At 55.5% G+C, this 22,731-nt stretch carries 22 protein-coding genes and 1 pseudogene; 9 read left to right on the top strand and 14 right to left on the bottom strand.

Annotated elements, in window-relative coordinates; genetic code table 11:
* Positions 1-60 precede the first annotated feature (60 nt).
* Positions 61-375, top strand: coding sequence for an ArsR/SmtB family transcription factor (locus INT20_RS12635; protein WP_000349485.1), 315 nt, complete (start codon positions 61-63; stop codon positions 373-375).
* Positions 376-551: 176 nt separating this feature from the next.
* A pseudogene (locus INT20_RS12630) lies at positions 552-914 on the top strand (AbgT family transporter); the annotation flags it as partial.
* Positions 915-1,039: 125 nt separating this feature from the next.
* On the opposite strand, the gene rpoD reads toward INT20_RS12630, so the two are convergent.
* The 3 genes from rpoD to rpsU form a co-directional block, all read right to left on the bottom strand.
* Positions 1,040-2,896 (bottom strand): RNA polymerase sigma factor RpoD, encoded by a 1,857-nt coding sequence (rpoD, locus tag INT20_RS12625; protein ID WP_172117518.1) that lies wholly within the window; start codon positions 2,894-2,896, stop codon positions 1,040-1,042.
* 225 nt (positions 2,897-3,121) lie between these two features.
* Positions 3,122-4,972, bottom strand: a complete 1,851-nt coding sequence (gene dnaG / locus INT20_RS12620; RefSeq protein ID WP_193057009.1) for a DNA primase — start codon at positions 4,970-4,972, stop codon at positions 3,122-3,124.
* Between the two features lie 175 nt (positions 4,973-5,147).
* Positions 5,148-5,363: a 30S ribosomal protein S21 gene (gene rpsU, locus INT20_RS12615; RefSeq protein ID WP_008956349.1), complete on the bottom strand. Its 216-nt coding sequence runs from the start codon at positions 5,361-5,363 to the stop codon at positions 5,148-5,150.
* A 235-nt stretch (positions 5,364-5,598) separates the two neighbouring features.
* Between rpsU and tsaD the strand changes: the two genes are divergently transcribed.
* A complete protein-coding gene (gene tsaD, locus INT20_RS12610; protein WP_193057008.1) occupies positions 5,599-6,648 on the top strand; it encodes a tRNA (adenosine(37)-N6)-threonylcarbamoyltransferase complex transferase subunit TsaD in 1,050 nt (349 codons plus the stop codon).
* On the opposite strand, the gene plsY is transcribed toward tsaD, so the two are convergent.
* The gene (plsY, locus tag INT20_RS12605; protein ID WP_172117515.1) at positions 6,649-7,221 is read right to left on the bottom strand and encodes a glycerol-3-phosphate 1-O-acyltransferase PlsY; all 573 of its coding nucleotides are present in this window, start codon (positions 7,219-7,221) and stop codon (positions 6,649-6,651) included.
* 78 nt (positions 7,222-7,299) lie between these two features.
* Here plsY and folB point away from each other — a divergent pair, with 78 nt between their 5' ends.
* The gene (gene folB / locus INT20_RS12600; protein ID WP_192527421.1) at positions 7,300-7,671 is read left to right on the top strand and encodes a dihydroneopterin aldolase; all 372 of its coding nucleotides are present in this window, start codon (positions 7,300-7,302) and stop codon (positions 7,669-7,671) included.
* 4 nt (positions 7,672-7,675) lie between these two features.
* Positions 7,676-8,221, top strand: a complete 546-nt coding sequence (gene folK, locus INT20_RS12595; RefSeq protein WP_193057007.1) for a 2-amino-4-hydroxy-6-hydroxymethyldihydropteridine diphosphokinase — start codon at positions 7,676-7,678, stop codon at positions 8,219-8,221.
* Positions 8,222-8,240: 19 nt separating this feature from the next.
* On the opposite strand, the gene INT20_RS12590 is transcribed toward folK, so the two are convergent.
* The 7 genes from INT20_RS12590 to INT20_RS12560 form a co-directional block, all read right to left on the bottom strand.
* Positions 8,241-9,398 (bottom strand): polynucleotide adenylyltransferase, encoded by a 1,158-nt coding sequence (locus INT20_RS12590; RefSeq protein WP_319643855.1) that lies wholly within the window; start codon positions 9,396-9,398, stop codon positions 8,241-8,243.
* Between the two features lie 2 nt (positions 9,399-9,400).
* Positions 9,401-10,219 (bottom strand): symmetrical bis(5'-nucleosyl)-tetraphosphatase, encoded by an 819-nt coding sequence (locus tag INT20_RS12585; protein ID WP_193057006.1) that lies wholly within the window; start codon positions 10,217-10,219, stop codon positions 9,401-9,403.
* Positions 10,220-10,406: 187 nt separating this feature from the next.
* A complete protein-coding gene (gene apaG / locus INT20_RS12580; RefSeq protein WP_193057005.1) occupies positions 10,407-10,784 on the bottom strand; it encodes a Co2+/Mg2+ efflux protein ApaG in 378 nt (125 codons plus the stop codon).
* The gene (gene rsmA / locus INT20_RS12575; RefSeq protein WP_193057004.1) at positions 10,781-11,611 is read right to left on the bottom strand and encodes a 16S rRNA (adenine(1518)-N(6)/adenine(1519)-N(6))-dimethyltransferase RsmA; all 831 of its coding nucleotides are present in this window, start codon (positions 11,609-11,611) and stop codon (positions 10,781-10,783) included. The genes apaG and rsmA overlap by 4 nt, the downstream gene beginning before the upstream one ends.
* A 41-nt stretch (positions 11,612-11,652) precedes the next feature.
* A complete protein-coding gene (gene pdxA, locus INT20_RS12570; RefSeq protein ID WP_193057003.1) occupies positions 11,653-12,711 on the bottom strand; it encodes a 4-hydroxythreonine-4-phosphate dehydrogenase PdxA in 1,059 nt (352 codons plus the stop codon).
* Complete coding sequence (locus INT20_RS12565; protein ID WP_172117507.1) at positions 12,712-13,737, bottom strand: peptidylprolyl isomerase; 1,026 nt, start codon at positions 13,735-13,737, stop codon at positions 12,712-12,714.
* 35 nt (positions 13,738-13,772) lie between these two features.
* Positions 13,773-16,220 (bottom strand): LPS-assembly protein LptD, encoded by a 2,448-nt coding sequence (locus tag INT20_RS12560; RefSeq protein ID WP_172117506.1) that lies wholly within the window; start codon positions 16,218-16,220, stop codon positions 13,773-13,775.
* A 70-nt stretch (positions 16,221-16,290) separates the two neighbouring features.
* Here INT20_RS12560 and INT20_RS12555 point away from each other — a divergent pair, with 70 nt between their 5' ends.
* The 4 genes from INT20_RS12555 to speD all read left to right on the top strand — a co-directional run bounded on the left by INT20_RS12555 (position 16,291) and on the right by speD (position 19,509).
* Positions 16,291-17,301 carry an aminoglycoside phosphotransferase family protein gene (locus INT20_RS12555; protein ID WP_193057002.1) on the top strand — a complete coding sequence of 337 codons (1,011 nt, stop codon included), beginning with the start codon at positions 16,291-16,293 and terminating at the stop codon, positions 17,299-17,301.
* A complete protein-coding gene (gene murU, locus INT20_RS12550) occupies positions 17,298-17,957 on the top strand; it encodes an N-acetylmuramate alpha-1-phosphate uridylyltransferase MurU (RefSeq protein WP_193054469.1) in 660 nt (219 codons plus the stop codon). The genes INT20_RS12555 and murU overlap by 4 nt, the downstream gene beginning before the upstream one ends.
* Before the next feature lie 108 nt (positions 17,958-18,065).
* Positions 18,066-18,485 (top strand): OsmC family protein, encoded by a 420-nt coding sequence (locus INT20_RS12545; protein ID WP_087112043.1) that lies wholly within the window; start codon positions 18,066-18,068, stop codon positions 18,483-18,485.
* A gap of 229 nt (positions 18,486-18,714) precedes the next feature.
* Positions 18,715-19,509, top strand: coding sequence for an adenosylmethionine decarboxylase (gene speD, locus INT20_RS12540; RefSeq protein WP_193054468.1), 795 nt, complete (start codon positions 18,715-18,717; stop codon positions 19,507-19,509).
* A 72-nt stretch (positions 19,510-19,581) separates the two neighbouring features.
* On the opposite strand, the gene lpxL is transcribed toward speD, so the two are convergent.
* The 3 genes from lpxL to rpoS form a co-directional block, all read right to left on the bottom strand.
* Complete coding sequence (gene lpxL, locus INT20_RS12535) at positions 19,582-20,496, bottom strand: LpxL/LpxP family Kdo(2)-lipid IV(A) lauroyl/palmitoleoyl acyltransferase (protein ID WP_193054467.1); 915 nt, start codon at positions 20,494-20,496, stop codon at positions 19,582-19,584.
* A 9-nt stretch (positions 20,497-20,505) separates the two neighbouring features.
* The gene (gene alr / locus INT20_RS12530; RefSeq protein WP_193054466.1) at positions 20,506-21,606 is read right to left on the bottom strand and encodes an alanine racemase; all 1,101 of its coding nucleotides are present in this window, start codon (positions 21,604-21,606) and stop codon (positions 20,506-20,508) included.
* Between the two features lie 112 nt (positions 21,607-21,718).
* Positions 21,719-22,693, bottom strand: coding sequence for an RNA polymerase sigma factor RpoS (gene rpoS / locus INT20_RS12525; protein ID WP_087112035.1), 975 nt, complete (start codon positions 22,691-22,693; stop codon positions 21,719-21,721).
* Positions 22,694-22,731: the final 38 nt, after the last annotated feature.

The following is a 22,731-nucleotide window of genomic DNA, read 5'->3' as shown; positions in this document are numbered from 1 at the left end:
CTTGCGTTTATCCGACCTGTCAACTATAATTCTAGAAACATCGAATTATTGGGGCGTGCTATGGATCACGAAAAGGTTGCAGCCAGCTTAGCTGAGCTAGGGAATAGTCACCGACTGTCCGTGTTCCGCTTTCTGGTCAAAGCTGGCCATGATGGGGCTTCGGTCGGAGATATCCAGAAGGGGCTGGGTATTCCTGCTTCGACGCTATCACATCACCTTGCGCGCATGGCCAAGGTAGGGCTGATCCGGCAGGAGAAACATAGCCGCACGATTGTCTGTATACCCGAGTATGGGCACCTAGAGAATTTGATCGGTTTCTTACAAGAGGAATGTTGTGCAGGTGTCCGGATTGCGCATGAACCAGAACCGCTTTGACGCTTGCCCAGCTCTCGCTGTCCTCCCTAGTCAGCATCGCTATGAAGACTCAGGCGAAGGTGGAAACAGAAAATTGGCAGTAGAGTAGGCTGAAGAGGATCAATCAGATAATCCGCTGAGAAAGATTTTCTTCTTTACATCTTTGGCATTTTATCAACCAGAAATTCCGGATACCCTTTATTTTATTGTGTGCGTTCGTCAACCTGTCGCTGGGCAGCGCATCGGCGCAATGGGCGGTGACCGCTCCGATTTTCGTTCCCATGCTGATGCTGATGGGCTACGCGCCAGAGGTGATTCAGGCGGCCTACCGGATCGGTGATTCTGTCACCAACCTGATCACTCCGATGATGAGCTATTTTGGGCTGATACTGGCGGTTGCTACCCGTTATCGCAACGATATGGGCATAGGCACACTGGTCGCCTTAATGTTGCCCTATACGCTATTCATGTTGATCGGCTGGAGCTTACTGTTCTTTGTGTGGGTGTTTTTGCTGGGCCTGCCTGTTGGTCCTGGCTCTGCAACTCACTACACGCTATAACAAAGGCTCAACGGCATCAGGATTCGTGGAGTGCTTGACACTAGATAGCAAAAAGCCCGCCGTTTAAAAAACGGCGGGCTTTTTTTACGCTAGACACTAGCGCCTAAGCACTAACCTGGACTGGCTTACTCGTCCAGGAACGAGCGAAGCGGCTCAGAGCGGCTAGGGTGGCGAAGCTTGCGCAGCGCCTTGGCCTCAATCTGACGAATCCGCTCACGGGTTACGTCAAACTGCTTGCCCACTTCTTCAAGCGTGTGGTCAGTATTCATATCAATACCGAACCGCATGCGCAGTACCTTGGCTTCACGTGCGGTGAGGCCGCCCAGTACGTTACGCGTCGCTTCAATCAAGCCTTCTCCGGTGGCCATATCGATAGGCAGCAGCATGGTGCCGTCCTCGATAAAGTCGCCCAGATGCGAGTCATCATCATCACCAATCGGCGTCTCCATGGAGATAGGCTCTTTGGCAATTTTGAGCACCTTACGTACCTTGTCTTCGGGCATTTCAAGACGTTCGCCGAGCTCTTCCGGGGTCGGTTCGCGGCCCATTTCCTGCAGCATTTGGCGCGACACGCGGTTAAGCTTGTTGATCGTCTCGATCATGTGAACCGGAATACGGATCGTCCGTGCCTGGTCGGCAATTGAGCGGGTAATCGCCTGACGAATCCACCAGGTCGCATAAGTAGAGAACTTATAACCCCGACGGTATTCGAACTTATCCACTGCCTTCATCAAACCGATATTGCCTTCCTGAATCAAATCAAGGAATTGAAGACCACGGTTGGTGTACTTCTTGGCAATCGAGATAACCAGACGCAGGTTGGCCTCAACCATCTCTTTCTTGGCGCGGCGTGCTTTTGCCTCACCAATCGACAGCTTGCGGTTCACCTCTTTCAAATCCGCCACGGTGAGCTGCACCATGTCTTCTTCGAAAGCAATTTTACGCTGCGAACGGGCGATATCAGAACGTAACGGCTCAAGACGGTCAGCGTATTTGGGCTGCGCTTCCTGGAACGCATCCAACCACTTGGGGTTAGATTCGCTACCCGGGAACGATTTGATAAACGTCTTGCGCGGCACTTTGGCTTTTTTAACACAAAGCTGCATGACCGCTTTTTCCTGGGCACGCACTTGCTCAACACTAATACGTACCTGGCCTACCAGGCGTTCAAAGTGTTTCGGCACCAGTTTGATCGGCGAGAACAATTCGGCAAGACGAGCCTGCTCGGCTTTCAGCTCGGCGCTGCCGCGACCGTGCTTGGTAAGCGCCGCTCCGGCTAACGCATTTTGCTCGCGAATTTGCTCAAAACGCGCCCGCGCCTCTTCAGGGTCCGGACCGCCTTCGCTGGCGTTGGAATCTTCGTCATCCTCCTCGCCATCGCTGTCGCCGTCTTCGTCGTCGCTTAAGTCGGTGGCTACCTCAGGTTCAGGCACATCCGCTTCGGCAACACCGGGGATACCTTCATCGGGGTCGATAAACCCTGAGAAAAGATCCGACAGACGGCCAGGCGCTTCTTCATCCTGAGTAGCGTCGTAAGCATCCAGAATGGAGGCGACAGCCCCTGGCAAGTAGGCCAGTGCCGACATGACTTCACGTGTACCCTCTTCAATCCGCTTGGCAATTTCGATTTCGCCTTCACGGGTCAAGAGTTCTACTGTGCCCATTTCACGCATGTACATGCGGACTGGGTCTGTGGTGCGACCCACGTCGCTTTCCACGGCAGCGAGTGCCGCAACGGCCTCTTCCGCAGCGGACTCGTCCGTGGAGTGATCCGACATCATCAAAGTGTCTTCATCAGGCGCTTCTTCAGCGACACGGATACCCATGTCGTTGATCATGCCAATGATGTCTTCCACTTGATCCGGGTCGGCGATATCCTCGGGTAGATGGTCGTTGACCTCGGCATACGTCAGGTAACCCTGCTCTTTGCCGCGCGCGATCAACTCCTTCAGACGTGACTGCTGCTGCGCATTTCCAGCCATAGAAACCCTATCTCGACGAAGAAGAATGAAACACCTGGAGCGCTGAATCGATTAAACTCAACAAGCCGAACAGTATAGCGTAAATAGCTGTATTTTTTCCAGCGAAACGTATTTGCGCGGTCATTCAGGTGTGTTAGGTTGTTCGGTTAGGCCAGCACTTGGTGACTGACCCTATATCTGGTGTTGGTGAGGGAAAAATTCAACCCCCCTCTCTCCGAACACCGGTCAAAACCGCTGGGCCAACTCGACTACCAAGCCGGCCAAGCGCTGACGCTGCTGTTTATCCAATTTCTGCCCAGCGCGTTCCTGAGCCAACAACGCTTCGTACTCTTCCTGGGGCGAGCGCTTACGTTGCTTCTGCTGCAAGTGCTCAACCAACCCCCTTAACTCTGCTTCTCGTGCTGCTTTGGGAATCAATAACTCCCGCGCGGCAAACCCTGCCAGCACCGCGCCCTGTGGCGTACCCTGAAAATGCGCCAGCACAACCTGCGGACTGCGATAGCGTCCGGCCTGCAAGAGCACGATCAAATCGCGACAGAGCGGCGTATCCTCATCATCAGGCAGCCACTCCAGATTATCCGGCAAGGCTGACACTACGCTCGGCTCGTGCAGCAGAAGCTGCACGATGCGCCCAACGGGCGTAAGCACCCGGCTACGTGCACGTGACGTAGCTCCAGTAGAGCCCGCCTTTACAGAACCCGCCTGCTCCGCGCTATCTTCGACAATAGGTTCAGCCGCTTCCCAATACGCTTGCCCCTTGGGTGCCGCTGCGCGCTTATCCAACAGCGCTTGCAACTGCTGTTGTGCCAAGCCACTGCGCTTGGCAAGCGCTTCAAGCAGTAACGATTTGAGCATGCCATCAGGTACTTTGTTCAACGCTTCAAGTACCTGGCTTGCAAATCGCTCGCGCCCCTCCACCGTGTTTAAATCACGACCCTGAGCCGCCTGCTCAAACAAAAACTCCGACAGCGGCATCGCACAGGTAACACGATCCTTAAACGCTTCGGCGCCTTCACGACGCACCAGCGTATCCGGGTCATCACCTTCTGCCAGAAATAGAAAACGCGCCTCACGGCCGTCAATCATCAACGGCAGCGCGGTTTCCAGTGCTCGACTGGCGGCCTGGCGGCCAGCGCGGTCGCCATCAAAACAGAACACCACTCGGCTGACCAAACGAAACAGACGGCTTAGGTGATCTTCGGTCGTCGCGGTTCCCAGCGTAGCCACCGCGTTATGGATGCCGTACTGCGCAAGCGCCACAACGTCCATATAGCCTTCTACCATCACCAGCTGCTCAAGCTTACTGGATGCCTGGCGCGCTTCATAAAGCCCATAAAGCTCGCGCCCTTTATGAAACACAGGGGTTTCTGGTGAGTTGAGGTATTTGGGCTGCTCGTCGCCCATCACTCGCCCACCAAATGCAATCGTCCGCCCTCGTAAATCGCGGATCGGAAACATCACCCGATCCCGAAAACGATCGTAAGTACGCCCCGTATCTTCACGATGGATCAACAGGCCATACTCAATCTGGACAGGTTCTGATATCTCCCGCTCACCAAGGTGCTGCTTGAGCGCTTCCCAACCGCCAGGCGCGTAGCCTATGCCGTAGGCATTGATCACCTCAGCAGAAAGCCCTCGGTTTTCCAGATATTGCTGGGCGCTTTGCCCTTCGCGCATTTTAAGGCGCTCGCGATAAAAGCTTGCCGCAAGCTCGAGCAGGTTAACGCCCTCTTTGCGCTTTTTTTCTCGCTGATGTGCACGCGGGTCGTCAGCGCCTTCGCGCGGCACGTCAAGACCCAACCGCCCGGCCAACTGCTCCACCGCTTCAGGAAACGGCAGTTTGTCGTATTCCATCAAGAAGCGTAGTGCATTCCCATGCACGCCACAGCCAAAGCAGTGATAAAACTGTTTATCAGCACTTACCGTAAACGAAGGCGTTTTTTCCTGATGAAAAGGGCAAAGACCCGAGTAGTTCCGGCCAGCCTTTTTAAGCTGCACACGCTCACCAACCACTTCCACCACGTCAACGCGGCTGAGCAAGTCGTCAATAAAACGCTGGGGAATCTGGCCTGCCATTTACAACGGCACCCTCGCGCATGTGCGCTAAACGCTTGCTTAACGTCATCTGGCGGACTGCCCAATCACCTTAAACAACGTAGAAAACTGAAAAAACAAACGGCCACCTAGTGGCGGCCGCTTGGCATCCCTCTTGAGACAACCAGCTAACCGCTCTGGCTCTCTCGGGTACGGATCAATAGAGCCGTTCGAAACGCTTTTGCTCACGCTGAACTTTCTTGGCGTGGCGTTTTACGGCAGCTGCCGCTTTGCGTTTACGCTCAGCAGTCGGCTTCTCATAGTGCTCGCGACGGCGTACTTCAGAAAGAACACCAGCTTTTTCGCAAGAACGCTTGAAGCGACGCAGGGCGACGTCAAACGGCTCGTTATCACGTACTTTTACAGAAGGCATTAAGCACTCACCTACCTTAAGGAGTCTTGAGTTCGAAAGTACGTACACCATCATCGCATTATTGCGAGGAACATAGCGTACGACCCAGTTTTTACAGCGCACGATAGTTTAGTCGTGGTTGGCAATGATTGCAAACTGCACCCCTGACATTGTGTAATCAATGCCACCTTTATGGGCGTTAGACATGTTAAAATTTTGCCTTATGCAATCTGTTAGCCCTCTATAGAGACTTCCTATGCGTGTGCTTGGCATCGAAACTTCCTGCGACGAAACCGGCGTTGCTCTTTATGACACCTCCCGCTCAGGGGGCGACGGCCTGCTGGCCGATGCGCTGTATAGCCAAATTGCCATGCACGCCGAGTATGGCGGCGTGGTGCCCGAGCTTGCCTCACGGGACCACACGCGCAAGCTGCTCCCTTTGATTGAGCAAGTGTTAAGTGATGCCAAGCTAACAAGAGACGATTTAGAGGGTATTGCCTATACCGCAGGCCCGGGGTTGGTAGGCGCGCTCATGGTGGGTGCCAGTACGGCCCACGGCATGGCCCGTGCACTAGGCATTCCGGTATTGGGCGTGCACCACATGGAAGGTCATCTACTCGCTCCCATGCTGGAAGACGATGCGCCAGCGTTTCCTTTTGTGGCCCTACTGGTATCTGGCGGCCATACCCAGTTGGTGGAAGTCCAAGGACTTGGAAGCTATCAGCTATTGGGTGAATCCGTTGATGATGCGGCCGGTGAAGCGTTTGATAAAGCCGCTAAAATGCTCGGCCTTGCTTATCCCGGCGGCCCGTTGGTGGCCAAGCTTGCCGAACAGGGCGACCCCAAACGGTTTCGTTTTCCACGCCCGATGACTGACCGGCCGGGGCTTAATTTCAGTTTCTCAGGGTTAAAAACGCATACCTTAACGGCCATACGCCAGTTGGAAGCGGCTGGCGAGCTTGACGAGCAGGCGCGCGCTGATGTGGCCCGCGCCTTTGAAGAAGCCGTGGTCGATACACTGGTCATCAAATGCCGCCGGGCGCTGGACCAAACGGGGTTAAAACGGCTGGTAGTGGCTGGCGGGGTGAGTGCCAATCACCGGTTGCGTGAGCGTCTGGCCCTTGAGTGTCAAAAACGTCAGGCAAAGGCCTACTATCCTCGCGGCCGGCTCTGCACGGATAACGGCGCCATGATCGCGTACGTGGGCGCGCAGCGCCTGGCCGCTGGCGAACAGGACAAGGATGGCGTTATGCAGGCTACGCCGCGCTGGCCGCTTGATCAGTTGACGCCTCCCAACGCCGAATAATTAGCGACGCCCCAGGCGCGGCTCATCGCCGCGTCTTAATCTGCGAATATTAAGCCCATGACGCAGCAGCACCAGCAGGCTCAAACCGCCCACTACGCCCACATAAGCAGGCGCCAGCCAGATACAGGCAAGCGGCGCCACCAGCGCGCTTAACAAGGAAGCCATTGCCGCGGTTTTTAAGCGCCACGCCAGCAAGGTCCACACCCCCACGCTCACCAGTGCAACACCCGGGGTCAGCACCAGTAGCACGCCCAGCGCGCTGGCGACGGCCTTTCCACCACGAAAGCCATACCATACCGGGTAGCTATGCCCCAGTAATACCGCCAGCCCAATCAGCCCCTGCCAACTGACCGGTAACGCCATTAATTTACTGGCAAGCACTATGGGTACGCCTTTTAACGCATCCAGCAAAAGCGTGGCGCCCGCCAGGCGCGGCCCATAAAGGCGTAACACGTTAGAAAAACCAGGATTACCGGAGCCACAGCGACGAGGATCGCCCACTCCCGCTATCCGGCAAACACTAATCGCTGCCAGCCAACTGCCGCTTAAATAGCCGAACACTAACCACGCCATGGCGCCTTTTCCATCCTACTGTCGTTTCGTTTCATCCTAACGTACAATCGCCCGCTTGTTGTCGCCGAGGAAGAGCTTGTGGACCGCATTTTGATCGAAGCACTCAAGGTAGACACCGTGATTGGTGTTTACGATTGGGAGCGCACCATTCAACAGTCGCTTAGCCTGGACTTAACCCTGGCGACCGATATTCGCCCGGCTGCCGCTACTGACGATTTAAGCTTAACGCTAGACTATGCGGCTATCTGCCAGCGTATCCAACGATTCGCTGACACGCATCAATTCGCGCTGGTGGAGACCTTCGCGGAACGCTTGGCTGACTGCCTGCGCAGCGAGTTTTCCATTACCTGGTTACGCTTGCGGGTGCGTAAACCCGGCGCGGTGCCGCAAGCGGCGAGCGTAGGCCTTGAAATTACACGTGGCGAGCTACCGGAGGCCACAAGGACATAATCTCATGAGCCTGGTTACCGTCAGTTTAGGCAGCAATATTGATCCTGTGCGTCATATCCGCCTGTGTCTCGATGCACTTTTCGATACCTTCGGGCCTTTAAATGTCTCGCGCGTTTTTGAAAGCGAGCCGGTTGGTTTTAGCGATACCCGTAATTTTTATAACCTGGTAGTGGCCTTCGAAAGTAACTGGTCGCCGAGTGAATTACAGGCATGGGCCAAGGCTTTGGAAATTATTCATGGCCGTAAGCAGGGCTTGGACAAATACAACCCTAAAGCGCTGGATATCGACCTGCTAACGGTGGGCAACCTGCAGGGCGTCGTTGAAGGTGTTGCACTGCCCCGCGCCGAAATGACCGAAAGCGCATTCGTGTTACAGCCCTTGGCGGAGCTGCTACCTAACGAACGGCACCCGGCTTGCAACACGCCTTACGCCACACTTTGGAATAATTTTTCGCTGGGAAATCAGCGGCTTTGGGCGGTAGATTTTACCTGGGGTAGCGCCTGGATATCGCACGCGGAGCCTGCGCTCTGTACGTCCCTGGCTCGCTAAACCTCTTTTGATTGGCTAATCATTCGCTTAACGCATCACTGACTGCTTGCTGGCGCTGTTTACGTAGCGCCTGGCCTAATTCAGCCCCCTTGAATCCTTGAGCGATGAGCCCCTGCGGGCTAACGCTGCGTGCCGCCAGCCAAGCAGCCTGTAGCGGCTGGGCATAATTTTTTTCAATAACACCGGCACTTTCAATCACACCGACACTTTCAACCACACTGACTAACGTGAGCTGTGTGGCGACCTGGTCAGGCTTACGAAAACCATCCAGGCGTTCCAGCCAATGCAGCACGGCTATCGCCTCTAAAGGCTCTTTTAGCAACGACAGGGTCAACGCGACATAGCGTGCCAACTGCGCTACGGCATTGGGTAAACGTAGCGTTGACGCCAATGCCTCGCGACCCGCGTCGTCCAGCACGCTCACCAGTAATGCATAGCGCCAATGTGCCAGAGGCGTTGAGCTATCGTCAGGCACGTACTGCAGTGCGGCCAAGCCGCCCTGCAGTTTTTCTGCTGAGAACGGCCACCATATTGCCAGCGCTTCACACTGCGCCAACGTCGTGAAGTAAGCTTCGGGGCTGGGTTCACCCAAGGCTTTTTCGGTTTCGACCCATACCCGTTCAGCGGCTAAATGCTCAAGCTCACCACTGCGACTAACCTCGGTCATCAGTGCCAGGGTTTCAGAGGCGATAGAGAACCCCAGCGACGCATAGCGGGCTAAAAAACGTGCCGTACGCAGCACCCGCAGCGGGTCTTCACCAAACGCAGAAGAAATATGCCGCAGCACGCGTTGTTCGATATCCTTCTGGCCATCAAAGGGGTCAATCAGCGGCCCATCGACCCGTTGTGCAATGGCATTCACGGTCAGGTCGCGACGCAGCAGGTCCTCTTCCAGCGTTACTTCGGGGCTGGCATGCACTTCAAACCCGGAATATCCGTGCCCGGTTTTTCGCTCCGTACGCGCCAGCGCATACTCCTCCGCTGTATCAGGGTGCAAAAACACCGGAAAATCTCGCCCCACGGGCTTAAAGCCGCGCTGGCGCATAGCCTCTGGGGTAGCGCCCACCACCACCCAGTCGTTGTCATACACTGGCCAGCCCAGCAGCGCATCGCGAACAGCGCCTCCCACGCGGTATACGTCCAGCCCGGCAATGCGCGGATCATTTGAGTGCGCCATCACTACCGCCCTCCTCGTTGCTGGCTGGGTACGCTCATCCGCTCACCGGTATCTATATTAAGCGCGGTTAACGCCCCACCCCACACGCAGCCCGTATCCAACGCGTCTACCCGAACCCTGGCGCCCCGCGTCTTTCCTTCTAACGCGGCCCAGTGCCCAAACAGGAGATGTGGGTCGTCGTCACGGGCATACTGAAACCACGGAGCAAAGCCAGGCGGGGTGCTAGCGAGGCCCTCTTTAGCAGCAAACTCCAGCCGCCCTTGGCTGTCAATAAAGCGCATACGTGCCATAGCGTTAACAATAAAGCGCAGCCGGTCCATTCCCTCCAGGTCCTCTCGCCAACGATCAGGCTGATTACCAAAAAGCTCAGTCAAGAAATGCCCTGACTGCTCGCTGGCAAGCGCTTGCTCGACCTCACGGCTATAAGCGACAGCCTGCTCTATGCGCCACTGAGGCAGCAAACCGGCATGCGTCATTAGGGTATTGCCTTGCTGCACTGCAAGCGGCTGGCACTGCAGCCAATCCAGCAGTTGCTCGCGATCTGGCGCATTAAGAATATCGTTGAGGGTATCGTGCTTTTTTTGCCTACCGCCGCCACGCGCGACCACCAACAGATGAAAGTCGTGGTTGCCCAGCACACAGCGTACCGAGCCGCCCAGTGCGTGCGCTTCGCGTAAACACTCAAGGGAGCCTGGCCCACGGTTGATCACATCGCCCACCAGCCACAAAGTGTCGTGCGAGGGATTAAAGTTCAGGGCTTCAAGTAGCGTCATAAACTCGGCGTAGCAGCCATGCAAATCGCCAATCGCGTAGGTACTCATGCGCGGGCCTTATATAAACGAGAGCATTAAACATGCATATTAAAACGCGCACATTACACATGCTGCGCGGTGTACGATTGCGCTCTGAGCGCCTTGGCAAGAGCCCCATACCAAACCAGCACTGTCTGGCCGTCAGACTGAAATCAACAATGCTTTAATGCAGTATTCGCGATGGCGATCACTAACGTTAGTGCAGCTGACGCGGCACAGCCAAGCGAAAAGGCGCTACGGGCACTTCAAAGGCACGCTGGGTATAGGTGTTCAACAACGTATAGGCACCTTCCATCACGCCCACCGGTGTTTGCAGAATCGCCCGGCTGGTATAGCGAAAGCGCTGACCGGGGCCGATCAATGGCTGCTGCCCGACCACGCCCTTGCCACGCACTTCCTGACTATCGCCGCTGCCCTGAGTGATTTTCCAGTAACGTGCCATCAGCTGTACGCTATGCGGGCTTTGATTATGTACCGTCACGGTATAGCTAAATACGTAGCGTGATTCCACGTCGCTGGATTCTTCGGCACAATATTCAGGCGTTACACTGACGTCGATGGCTAAACCACTCACCCGTTTTCACTCCCATCACTACCTGGCCTTTCATCAGCAGCCACACGGTTAGCAATGGTTACATACTCAGCAACCGTTAGCGTTTGCGGGCGGCGCGTGGGGTCAATACCCAGCGCTTCTAACGTTTCAGGACTGACGCGTCCTTTAAAGTTATTACGTAAGGTTTTACGGCGTTGGCCAAAAGCTAGCTTTACCAGCTCAAACAGGAGTGCCGGGTCGTCGGCTACGTGCGGCAAACTTGCGTGCGGCGTGAGGCGCACAATGGCAGAGTCAACGTTAGGCCGGGGCACAAAGGCCTCGGGCGGTACGATAAACAGCTGGTCAACGTGGCAGTAGTACTGCGCCATCACAGAAAGCCGCCCCCAATCCGTACCGCCTGGCTGGGCAGCCAGCCGCTCAACGACCTCTTTTTGGAGCATGAAGTGCATGTCGGCAACCGCATTACCGGCCGTAAGTAGATGCACGATCAGAGGTGTTGAGATGTTATAGGGCAGATTGCCGACGACACGCAGGGCGGGGCCATCGCCTTTCAGCGCCGCGAAGTCAAACTTCAGCGCATCACCTTCATGGATAATAAAGTCGGGGTAGTTGAAGAACTGCACGCGTAGACCAGGAATCAAATCGCGGTCCAGCTCAATCACCTCAAGCTTCCCTGCCGCCTCAAGCAGTGGCGCGGTCAGCGCGCCTTGGCCCGGCCCAATTTCAACAAGACGGTCGCCTTCCCGCGGCCCAATAGAGCGCACAATACGCGAGATGATACCCAGGTCACGTAGAAAGTTTTGACCGAAGCGTTTGCGAGCACGGTGCTGCTGGGGCACTTGAGACATCTAACAGAATTCCTTGGAGGTATTTTTCAATCGTGGAGGCGTTACGCCTGGCGGGCCGTTTGGGCGCGCTGTTCGGCAAGACGCCGAGCAAGCGATAGTGCAACGCGCAGGCTACCAGGGTCAGCCACGCCTTTACCCGCGAGGTCAAGCGCGGTGCCGTGGTCTACCGACGTACGCACTAGCGGCAAGCCCAGCGTGATATTAGCAGCTTGACCAAAGCCAGCATACTTAAGTACGGCCAAGCCCTGGTCATGGTACATCGCCAGCACGGCATCAACACCCGCCAAGTGGCGAGGCGTAAACAGCGTATCGGCAGGAAAAGGGCCTTGAATATCCAGCCCTTGCGCACGCAGGGATTCAAGTACGGGGATAATCGTCTCTTGCTCTTCATGGCCCAAATGGCCATCTTCGCCCGCGTGAGGATTTAGCCCGCACACGGCAATACGCGGCGAGGCAATACCAAACTGATGCACCAGATCATCGGCCAGCAAGCGGCTAATCCGGGTTACCCGCGCGACGGTAATCGCATCGGCAACCTGGCGCAGCGGCAAGTGTGTGGTGACCAATGCAACGCGAAGATCACCACTGCCTTGCCAGTCCGGTGCGTTGGCGTGTAACGCGGCATCGGTTGCCAGCATCATCACGACCTCATCAACACCGCAGGCATCACGCAACCACTCTGTATGCCCTGTGAACCCTGGGTAGCCGCCTTCAATGATGACGCCTTTATGCAGCGGTGCGGTGACAATGGCGGCCGCCTGGCCTGCCTGACAGGCAGCCACGGCCAGCTCAAGCGTGGCAAGCACATACCCTGCATTGGCCGGGTTAAGCACGCCAGGCGTTGCGGGCTCATTCAACGCTACGGGCCAAACGGGTAACTGCCCCGCGCAAGCGGCTACTTCCTGGCCTGGGCTTGTTTCCACCAGTGCCACATCAAGCTCTAGCGCAGCGGCCCGCTGGCGCAACATATCGGCATCACCAATGGCGACGGCCTGCGCCGGTAGGTGGCCCTGTACGGCCAGCATAAGCACTAGCTCAGGCCCAATACCCGCAGGCTCTCCCGTGGTAATCAGCAGCGGAAGGTCAGCGATTTGGCTCATTTAAAGGCGAACATCCACAAAGGCTTCCGCGCGAATTTCCTGCTGCCAGACTTGCAGCTCTTCATTGGCGCGGCGCTGGAAAATGGCCTGACGCACTTGCTCCTGGCGGCTCTCATTGGTCACGTTCTGACGACGACGCTCTTCAACTTCAATTACGTGGTAGCCGAACTGTGAGCGCACTGGCTCGGAGATTTGGTTAACGTTCAGCGTCTGCAATGCTTCCTCAAACGCCGGTACGGTTTGGCCAGGACGCACCCAACCCAGCTCGCCACCGTTAAGCGCACTACCGCTGTCGTCACTAAACTCACGTGCTACGGAGGCAAAGTCAGCACCTTGCTGTAAACGCTGACGCACCTCCTGAGCCCGGGCACGCGCCTGCTCTTCACTGCGCGTTGGCGTTAGCTCAACCAGTACGTGACGTGCGCGGATCTCTTCGACAAACGCCTGATCGCTATTTTGATTGCCCTGTTGATCAAGCACGCGCTGAACATCACGGTCGCTGACCGATACGCGCTGGCCAACCTGGCGCTGCTGCACTTGGCGCATCAACATTTCACGACGAATGTCTTCACGCACCTCAGCTAGCGTCATGCCATCGGCTTCTACCGCGTTTGCGAACTGATCCAACGTCATGTTGTTGGATTCAGCAATCGTACGCAGCTGACGGTTCAGCTCGGTATCATCGATGCTTAGATTGCTGCGATTTGCCAGCTGTAACTGGATTTCATCCAGTATCATCCGTTCAAGCACTTGCGCCTGAAGCGCAGAGCCTGGCGGAAGCGAGCCTCCCTGAGCTTGCGCTTGCTGCTCTATCTGAGCAACACGATCGTCGAGTTCACTGCGCATAATAACGCCATCGTTAACCACGGCAACGATGCTATCGATCGGCTGGCGCTGGGTGGACTCAAAATTCTGCGCTTGCGTTACCAGTGGAGCGGCAAGCGTGCCTGCGCCCATGCACAGCGCGATAACGCTCGCGGCCGACATCGTTTTTGCATGAGCTAGCAGCATATTTCTGGTTTTCATAAAAAGTCTCTTTCAGTCGCCATTCAAGAACGTCGTTACAAGGGAGTAGGACGGTAACCCGGAATGGTCCGTTCAAAATAGCTGTCAGCCTCTTGGCCAACGCCGCCCAAGCCACGGAATACAAAGCGTAAAAATAGCCCGCGATCGTTGAAGTCATCTGCAACACGCGCAGTGTCGTTGTCATCCACCCACTCGCGCCAAACAAGCTGCACGCCGTAGCAGCAGTCGTTCCATTGTACCCCTGCCAATTTTTCAAGCGCACGATCATTGGTTTGGTCGTGAAGATACCGGCCTATCAGATCCACCCTTGGGCTGGTTTTCCAGGCAAATGACACGTCCCACTCTTCGCGGTTGTAATCACGAAAGCCATCATCGCCTGGTAACGTATCAGGGTCGAAGCCTTCGATCTCCCAACGGTAACCCAGGTTCACTACATGGCCTTCAGGGTGCCGATAACGCAGGTCAAAGCGAGTGCGTTCCGTCTTTTCACGGTGATCATCGTAAAGCCATTCGTAGCCGGTACTCCAGCGATCATTGATCTGCCAGTCCAGCCGGGTTACCAGAGGCGAACGATCACGCGTGGCCTGATAGTAACGCTGCGGGTTAACGTAAGGGTCTTCTTCTGGCCGCGCTGGCAGGGTATCCGGATCTCCGTCACTATCAATACGGCGGTCCGAAAAATAGAGACTTTGCCCGATACCGAATGTTAGCCGATCACGGCCACTGTCATCTTCGATAAAGCGCGTCTGCACACCCACTGACACACGGTTAAGATCGCCGACCCGATCTCCACCGGAGAAGCGGTGGGGCGACCACAGCTGGTCCCATGAGAAAGCCCGCTCACGACTATCGAAATCGGGTAGCTGGGTCTGGTTCTTGCGGGGCACATAGGCATAGTTAAACCGCGGCTCCAGCGTTTGCCGATAGCCGCGATTTCCAAGCTCCAATTCACGCTCAAATACCAAGCCGCCATCCACCGACGTCACCGGCACAGTTCGACTTGGTGAGGTATTGCGCTCCGTTTCACGGTCACCGTAGTCCAACTCGTAGGCGGTATACCAAAGCTCAGCCCGTGGTTCGATATATCCCCAGGGCTTTTCTTCGCGCCAGCCGACGGCCGGCGTTAAGTGTAGACGCGTGCCGGTTGCCGCCTCGCGTTCCGGCACCAGCCGCTCATCCACGTCACGCCAAAAATAGGTCGCGTTGGAGCGCCATTCGCTGAAGAAGCCACTGCCTAGCTGCCAACTGGAATTCGCGGTCAAACTGGGCAAGCGGTAGAACGGCTTATCAGAGTCGCTAAGCGGGTCTTCAAGGCGCTGAAAGCCTTGCGCCCTGGCATCGAGATACCACTGGTCACCCTGATAATCTATCTGGGCAAGCCGCTCAAGGCTTACGCGGTCGCTCCCTCCAAACTCATCACCGAAGTCGTCGAAATAGCGGCCGTCACTGGAAGCGCCATAGCGCAACCGATAATTGCTGCGGCTGTTGACTCGGCCCGCATGGCGCGCATCGACATACCAACGGGTTTCGCCAGCAAAGCGGTCACTACCACTGTTACCTCCGTCGTCCCTACTTAAGTAGCCCCCCTCAATGGTTCCCTCGCTTTCCGAAAACAGGTAGCGGTATTCACCGTTGAGCAGCAACCCACGGTCACTCATCCAACGCGGCGTAATGGTGGCGTCGTGATTAGGGGCGATATTCCAGTAAAACGGCTGTGCGTAATTAAATCCATCTGACGAAAACCCGATAGCCGGGGACAACAGCCCCGTGTGACGCTTGTCGTCAATAGGGAAGCGCAACCACGGCCAGTAAAAAACAGGCACGTCTTTTACTTTTAAGCGGGCATGCGTCGCGGTACCAAACCCCGATTCCTGATTTAGGCGTATATCACTGCTCACCAGCTCCCAGGTATTGGCGCCGGGCTCACAGGTCGTAAAGGTGGCATCTCGCAAGCGATACTGAGACTCGCCTGTTTGCTCAAGCTGACTTGCCTGGCCACGCAAACGCTCTTCATACAGCACATAGTGGCTGTTACGCACACTCGCGCGATCTTCATTGAGCATTAAGGTGGCGCTGTCGCCACGCACCAACGCTTGGCCATCACGCAAAGCGAGATTACCCTCAGCATCCACCTGCTCACGGTTTGCGGGTAAATAAATGCGTTCGGCTTCTAATTCCGAATTACCACGTCGCAATACCACATCGCCTCGCAGCAATGCCTCGCCATCGGCGGCGTAATCTACGTCCTGGGTTTCAACTGACAGCGTTTCCGGGTTCTGCTCTACAGGCAACCGGTAGCTGGGCATCACGTACCGGCCACGGCACAACTGTTGTGACGCTTCATCTCCTTCCCAGGCCTGCCAGTCAAGCGCTTGTGCGGGCAGCGCTTGATTCTGAGCCACCACCGAGAACGAGGCGCTAGCGAGCAAACTGCCCATCAGCGTATGCGCAACCGGTATGATGCGCGAAAATCGCTTGCCCATGTTCGTTATCCTTGGCATCCAGAATAGGTATTATACAGCCCGCATGATGCCCGACCAGCAAGGAGCTTGCATGTCCTCTTTACGGATTGATGCCCTCACCCGATGGGCCGCAGAACAAAATAGCCTAAATCCGGCGTTGATTACCCTCTCACCAGCGGGCGGCGACGCCAGCTTTCGGGGCTATTTTCGTCTAACACTACCTAATGGCGACACCCAAATAGTCATGGATGCACCGCCTGCTCAAGAGGATTCAGCCCCTTTTGTTACCATTGGCCACCGCTGGTACGCGGCGGGCTTACCCGTTCCCAAAATTTATGCCGCGAATTTAGACGACGGTTTTTTACTGCTGGACGATTTAGGCAGTACCCCCATGCAGGACCGGTTTACCGATAGTGCCGCGGCGATTCAGTATCATGAAAAAGCTCTGGGCTTGATTGCCGAGCTGCAAAACAGGGCCAGCCCAACCGCACTTCCCGACTATGATGCTGCGCTATTGGCTCGTGAACTCGACCTGTTCCCTGAGTGGTGCATGGATAAGTGGCTGACGCTACCTTGCCCATCCAGCTGGGAGGCACTGCGCACAGACCTTATTCACCGGGCGCTTCAACAACCGACGGTTAGCGTTCACCGTGATTTTGATGCCATGAACATCATGATCAACCATGACCGCTTATATATGATCGACTTTCAGGACGCCGTGGCAGGGCCGATTAGCTACGACGTTATTTCCTTGCTGCGAGGCCGCTATTGGCGCTTTAATGCGACCCAATTCGCTGAACTGGCCACCCTGTTCTATCGCCAGGCCCGCAGCGATGGGCGCCTGTCCAGCGTACTAACAGAGGCCGACTTTATTATCCAGTGCCACGCCATGGCCGCTCAGCGTTCGTTAAAAGTGTTGGGCATTTTTTGTCGGTTAACGCTACGTGACCACAAACAGGGCTACCTGGCACGCTTACCCCACTTCCTGGATCACCTTGAAGATAGCCTGAATGGCCTGCCCGAGCACGCCGTCTTTGCCAACTGGGTAAGGCTCACACTGCGCCCAGCCATTCTGCAACGCCTGGCGGAAGAGCATCCATGAAAGCGATGATATTAGCGGCCGGTTTAGGCAAGCGGATGCGCCCGTTAACCGACCACTGCCCCAAGCCCTTGCTCCCGGTCGCGGGGAAGCCGCTGATCGTTCATCACCTGGAGCGGCTTCAGCGGGCAGGTATTGAAGACGTCATTATTAATGTCAGCTATCGCGCCGAGCAAATCATTCAAGCGATAGGCGATGGCCGGGCCTACGGTGTCAATATTCAGTGGAGCCATGAGGCCACGCCGCTTGAAACGGGCGGAGGCATTCAAAAGGCGCTACCGCTGCTGGGCGAGGAACCCTTTCTGCTGGTCAATGGTGATGTGTGGTGTGACTACCTGCCCGCCAACACTCAGCTAAAAAGGGGCGATCTGGCGCACCTGATACTGGTGAATAACCCTGACCATCATCCTGAAGGCGACTTTGCCCTGGATAAGGGGCGCGTTCTTAATCAAGGCGCACAGCGTTATACCTATGCCGGTGTCAGCATTATTCATCCCAAGCTGTTGGCTGACCAGCCCACCGAGGCGTTTGCGCTCGCGCCACTATTAAAAAATGCGATGCATGAACAGCAGGTGTCAGGGGAACACTTCGCAGGACACTGGGTTGATGTAGGAACACCCGAACGCCTTGTCGCCCTGGAGCACTTTTTAAGCCAGTAAATCCCCTCGTTATAAGAAGGCCCAGAGTGGGGATTCAAACAGTGCGCCCAGGCAAAGAAATGTTATGCTGCGCGACTTACCTGTCGTCGCCAAGATAAGGAGAGCCACGTGAAAGCAAGGGTAAAATGGACGGATGGCCGTCAATTTATCGCCGAGTCGGGCAGTGGGCACAGCGTTGTGATCGATGGCCCACCCGACCACGGCGGCCGCAATACCGGGCCTCGTCCCATGGAAATGCTGCTGATGGGCATGGGCAGTTGCACGGCGTTTGATATCCTGAATATTCTCGATAAAGCCCGTGCCGATGTGACCGACTGTGTTGCCGAATTGGATGCTGAGCGCGCCGATGAAGTGCCTGCCGTATTCACCAAAATTCATGTTCACTTCGTGGTCACAGGCCGAGCGCTAAAAGAGAAGCAAGTTGCACGTGCCGTAGAGCTTTCCGCCGAAAAGTACTGCAGTGCGTCCATTATGCTTGTCAAAGGCGGTGTTGAAATTACGCACTCCTTTGAAATTGTAGAGGCTTGAGGCAGAGCGACGACGCTCGCTCCTTCGGCCTACGATGCAGCACAGCGAAAAAAAATGCCCTGCCCGGATGCATCCCCTGCCCCGGCCGGGCATAATACGCCTCCTTGTATTCCCCCTGACTGCCCTGCAAGTGCTTTTAGAACATGCGCACCACGTATGGCATTAGGTTTTTCTCGGTTCCGGCGCTGGCTCGTCGGGGTGTCTTCATCAGCCATAGGGAGGTTCGGACATGACAGATAGTCTCCGACTCCACGGGTTCAATAACCTGACCAGCTCGCTGAGCTTTAATATTTACGACATCTGCTATGCCAAGACCGAAGAGCAACGTACCGCTTATATCGACTATATCGATGAGCTGTACAACGCCGAACGGCTGACGCAAATTTTGAAGGATGTCACCAATATTATCGGTGCGCATGTGTTGAATATTGCCCGTCAAGATTATGAACCTCACGGGGCAAGCGTCACCATTCTCATTGCTGAACATGAGCTTGATGAAGCCAACCCTGAAAACACAGAACCAGGCCCTGGTCCGCTGCCTGAAACCGTGGTTGCCCATCTGGATAAGAGCCATGTCACCGTACATAGCTACCCGGAATCGCATCCTGACAACGGCATCAGCACCTTCCGTCTGGATATCGACGTATCAACGTGTGGGCATATCAGCCCGCTGAAAGCGCTGAACTATCTGATTCACAGCTTTGATTCTGATATCGTCACCATGGATTACCGTGTGCGCGGCTTCACCCGGGACGTCGACGGTAAAAAGCTGTTCATCGATCACGAGATCGCCTCGATCCAGGATTACCTAGCGGAAGATACCAAGCAGGCGTATCAGATGATGGACGTGAACGTGTATCAGGACAACATGTTCCATACCAAGATGCTGCTGAAAGACTTCGAGCTCGACAATTACCTGTTCGGCAAGTCGCGTCGCGACATTACGTTTGAAGAAGCCCGCGATATCGAAAGCCGCCTGCGCAAAGAGATGCTGGAAATCTTCTACTCACGTAACCTGGAGTAACGCCTGAGTAGCTAACAACAGCCACAAAGAAGCCGGCATCGCGCCGGCTTCTTTGTATCTAAAAAACCGTATCTAATAGAAACCTTCATCCCCTTCAGGGCGCGTTTTAAAGCGCCGATGCAGCCACAGGTACTGCTCGGGGTGCTTGCGAATGGCACGCTCAATAAACTGATTAACCCGCGTTGCGTCGTTAACTTCATCGTTACTGGGAAAGTTTTCAAACGCAGGTAGGCACTCAATCGTATAGGTGCGGTTATCCGGGTTGCGATGAAACATCAGCGGCACCACCGGCGCGCCTGTCATACGGGCGATTTTAGACGTTAGCCGAATGGTGGCCGCCTGCTGACCAAACAAGGGGGCAAATACACTGACATCCGGCCCAAAGTCCTGGTCGGGTGAATACCAGACAATATGCCCTGCCTTGATACGTCGCACCACGCCGCGCAGATCGTGTCGATCTATCGCCTGGCCGAAAATACGTGAACGAGCACGCGTCATAAAGCGCTCGAAAAGCGGGTTATTATGCGGGCGATATACGACATCCGCCGGAAAGAACAGCGAATGCAGCGCGCCCCCCAAATCAAGCGTTGAGAAGTGGATCCCGACGACCAACACCCCCTTGCCTTGGGCTTTGGCATGCGCCAAGTGCTCCTGACCATGGTACGCCACTCGATGACGAAATCCTTCTGCCTCCCGACACCAGCCAGTCGCGGTTTCCACTAAGCCAATACCGTTAGCAATAAAGGTATCTCTCACCAACTTTCGTTGTTCATCGGCACTCTTTTCCGGGAAGCAAAGCGCCAGGTTGGTGGCCGTAATGTCCCGCCGCCGTTTGGCAAAGCACCATGCCAATAGCCCAATGACCTTGCCTACCCAAAGCTTAATACTCCAAGGTAACCAAGCCGCGATATACATCGCACCGATGGCAAGCCAGGTTCCCCAGTAGCGTGGGTGAGCAAACGACGCTGGATACTCTTTTTTCGACATACGTACCACCTAAACTGAAGACTCTTGATAACGTCTGGGTACGCGTGGCAACACCCCGGTAAGCAGGGTATAGCTGATCGTATCGCAGTAGCGTGCAACCTCATCGACGGCTAACACTGCCCCATTGCTGGCCGTTCCCCAGAGCACCACCTCGCTGCCAATGGCAGCATCTTGTATATCGGTCACATCAACGGTCAACATATCCATCGACACTTTGCCGGCAATAGCACACCGCTGCCCATTGACCAGTACCGGCGTACCATCCATCGCATGGCGGTCATAACCATCGCCGTAACCTGCGGCCACCACCGCAATACGTGACCGGCGCGGGGCGCGCCAGCGCCCTCCGTAGCCGACGGGTTCACCTTCGTTAATCTCTCGCAAACCGATAATTTCCGAACGCAGACTCATGACCGGACGTAATTGCTGCGTGGTTGGGGTGGCCACTTCCAATGGGTCACTGCCATAGAGCATGATGCCTGGTCGGTTCCAGTCACCATGGGCGTCAGGCCAGGCAAGCGTCGCCGGTGAATTAGCTAAACACAAAGGCGCATCAAGCGCCTTGGCCAAGGCCTTTAAACTCAACAGCTGCTGATTAAAATAGTGGCCGTCGCTGGCATCAGCGGTCGCAAAATGGCTCATTAAATGCAGCGCCGTGACCTGTGGTGCATTGGCCAGGCGCTGCCAGACCGCTTCCGCCTCCGCGAGGCCAAACCCCAGCCGATGCATACCCGAATCGACTTTTAACCAAACGGGAATGGGTTGGCTTGGCGAAAATGCCAGCAGCGCGTCTACCTGCCATGCGCTATGAATGGCGGTCCACAGTGCGTAGCGCTCCACCAGCGGTAACTCATCGGCGCTAAAGATACCTTCTAACAACACAATAGGTTTGCTGATGCCGCTGTTACGTAGCGCAATCGCTTCTTCGATACACGCCACCGCAAACGCCGGGACGTGGCTTTCCAGCGCGTGAGCACACGCTACAGCGCCGTGACCATAGGCATCCGCTTTGATAACCGCCACCGAGCGGCTTTGTGGCGCGCAGCGGCACGCCAACTGATAGTTGTGACGCAGAGCATCCAAATCGATATGGGCCGCTAGCGGGCGCATTGCGTATCTCGCTTATACATAATAAGTCATCAAAAATAGCCCCTCTAACAACAACGCACCGAGTATAAACTCGGTGCGTTGAGGCCGTGCCTACGTAGCCACGCTGTCTTGGCTAGCTTTCGAAAATCGCCTCTAGCGACAGGCCTTGCTTTTCAAGCGTACGGCGTAGCTTCTTTAATGCCTCGACTTGAATCTGTCGTACACGCTCGCGTGTCAGGCCAATTTCAGCGCCGACCTCTTCCAGGGTGGCCGCCTCATGACCGCGCAAACCAAAACGACGCACGACCACTTCACGCTGTTTATCACTTAGCTCATCAAGCCAAAGATCCACGTGTTCACGCACATCACCATCTACCAGGCAACCTTCTGGGCCTTGAACATCATCATCGGCCAAGGTATCAATCAGCGGTTTATCACTCTCTCCACCCATGGGGTAGTCTACCGAGGAGACACGCTCATTGAGGCCAAGCATTTTCTTGACCGTATCAACCGGTTTGTCGAGATGCTCAGCAATCTCTTCAGCGGTCGCTTCATGGTCAAGTTTTTGTGTCAGCTCACGCGCGGCACGCAGATAAATATTAAGCTCTTTCACCACATGTATCGGCAGACGAATGGTGCGCGTTTGGTTCATTAGCGCGCGTTCAATGGTCTGTCGAATCCACCATGTTGCATAGGTTGAAAAGCGAAACCCACGCTCAGGGTCAAACTTTTCAACGGCACGAATAAGCCCTAAATTACCCTCTTCAATGAGATCCAGCAGCGTCAGCCCACGGTTTAGATAGCGCCGGGCAATTTTAACCACCAACCGCAGGTTAGACTCGATCATTCGAGAACGACCAAGCGGATCCCCCTTTCGCGCCAGGCGGCCATAATAGACCTCTTCTTCTGGCGTTAAGAGCGGCGAAAATCCTATTTCATTGAGGTAAATTTGCGTCGCATCCAGGCTTTGAGTCGATTGCCGGTCCTCACGTCCTAGTGCTTTCTCAAAAGCTTCCTCTTCCGCTGCGACATCATCGTCAGCGTTTTCCAACGCTTCTTCGGCAGCATCCAGGTCAACCTCCTGTAGGTCCTTCTCCAGCATACTCATGGCCTTACCCCCGTAGTATCGCCTGCCCGCCTTTTAAT

Source organism: Halomonas citrativorans (genome assembly GCF_014898005.1).
GTDB lineage: Bacteria > Pseudomonadota > Gammaproteobacteria > Pseudomonadales > Halomonadaceae > Vreelandella > Vreelandella citrativorans.
This window is presented reverse-complemented; position numbering and strand designations above follow the sequence as displayed.